1 protein-coding gene, 1 tRNA gene and 2 pseudogenes are annotated in these 1,336 nt (G+C 46.3%); 3 read left to right on the top strand and 1 reads right to left on the bottom strand.

Annotated elements, in window-relative coordinates:
• From JWJ90_RS22705 to JWJ90_RS22715, 3 genes and pseudogenes are all read left to right on the top strand, one after another.
• Positions 1 to 212, top strand: a pseudogene (locus JWJ90_RS22705) (IS256 family transposase); the annotation flags it as partial.
• Between the two features lie 249 nt (positions 213 to 461).
• Positions 462 to 591, top strand: a pseudogene (locus tag JWJ90_RS22710) (transposase); the annotation flags it as partial.
• A gap of 167 nt (positions 592 to 758) precedes the next feature.
• A tRNA-Gly gene (locus tag JWJ90_RS22715) sits at positions 759 to 833 on the top strand.
• Positions 834 to 1,105: 272 nt separating this feature from the next.
• On the opposite strand, the gene JWJ90_RS22720 is transcribed toward JWJ90_RS22715, so the two are convergent.
• On the bottom strand, positions 1,106 to 1,336 hold a 231-nt coding region (locus JWJ90_RS22720; RefSeq protein WP_205229497.1), incomplete at its 5' end, for a hypothetical protein.

Raw genomic sequence — 1,336 nt, forward strand, 5'->3', positions numbered from 1 at the left:
CAGTACGGCTAAGAACAGATAAGACCCGGGGCTGTGTTGCCCGCCGAACAATCTTGGCCATGGTCTATAAACTGGGAATGAGTGCAGAAAAAAAGTGGCAAAGGCTACGAGGATTCAAGCTCCTTGCAGAGATTATCCGGGGCGTCAAGTTCAAGGATGGGGAGTCTGTCACCCCCTTAACAGAAGACGAACTGAACAGGGCCGTCATTTGAGAGCTATTCTTAAACACCAGACTTGACCATAACTCCTCATCTATTATGATCAACTCAAGTCCAAAGCTTGAGTTGATCTTTTACGGGACAGCAGTGAAAATTTGTTAATCAGCTTTGAAAAATGCCCCCGGTTCAGCGTCCAAAATTGCCCCCAAAAAAACAAAATCAAGGGGCTCTTTTTCTCAACTGAGTCCATCGGACCACTGAGGTAAGCTCGAGGGTATTTCTGGAGTGAGAATGGGCCAATATGTATTCCACGATCTTGCACGGCAGAAAGAAGGCCGGATCGTTGAGGGGGATTTGCAACCCGATCATGTGCACATGCTGCTGTTGATTCCCCCCAAAGTATTCAGTTGCACAAATTGTAAGCTATATGAAAGTGCCCTGCAAAAAAATGGAAAATTGACTAGATGCTTGAGGCACTTGTGTGGTGCCTGAACAAAAAAAGTGAACCATTTAAGCCGTCTGCGCAGAAAAAAGAGAAATTGTTTATTGACACATCCTCATAAATTTTGTTAAAAGCAGACCCTCCAAGTGAATGACTGAGCGGGAATAACTCAGTGGTAGAGTGCAACCTTGCCAAGGTTGAAGTCGCGAGTTCGAATCTCGTTTCCCGCTCCATTTCAGAAACTCCTCCCCCTTTTTTTTCCGCATAAAGTTCCATCTCAGCGTACCGGTAGTTGTATCAGCACTATTTTCTTCATAGGCGGGTAATTTCATTTTGCTCAACAGCAAGATGCAACCAGCCAGAGGCAGCAGTTGTACTGTTTGCCGTATCACGGAGGAGTTATGGTCAAGTCTGGTGTTTAAGAATAGCTCTCAAATGACGGCTCTGTTCAGTTCGTCTTCTGTTAAAGTGCGAATTCCAGACGATCCCGGCCAGCCATTCCATTTCATTCCGGCCATCGATTCCATTCGATCCCGGTCACTGATTCCAGACCATTCCGGTCACCAATTTCGGAGCGTAACGACGCATAGAACCAGATGGTATAGAACCCTTTCTTCAAAGAAATAATCAAGGAGGGGTTCATGCCGGGCAAGAGGGTATCTATGCGCAAAATACGAGAGGTGTTACGCCTCAAACAGACCTGCACCGCAGTAACCGGGAAATCGGTTTGAGTTGC

Source organism: Desulfobulbus rhabdoformis, assembly GCF_016919065.1.
Taxonomy (GTDB): domain Bacteria; phylum Desulfobacterota; class Desulfobulbia; order Desulfobulbales; family Desulfobulbaceae; genus Desulfobulbus; species Desulfobulbus rhabdoformis.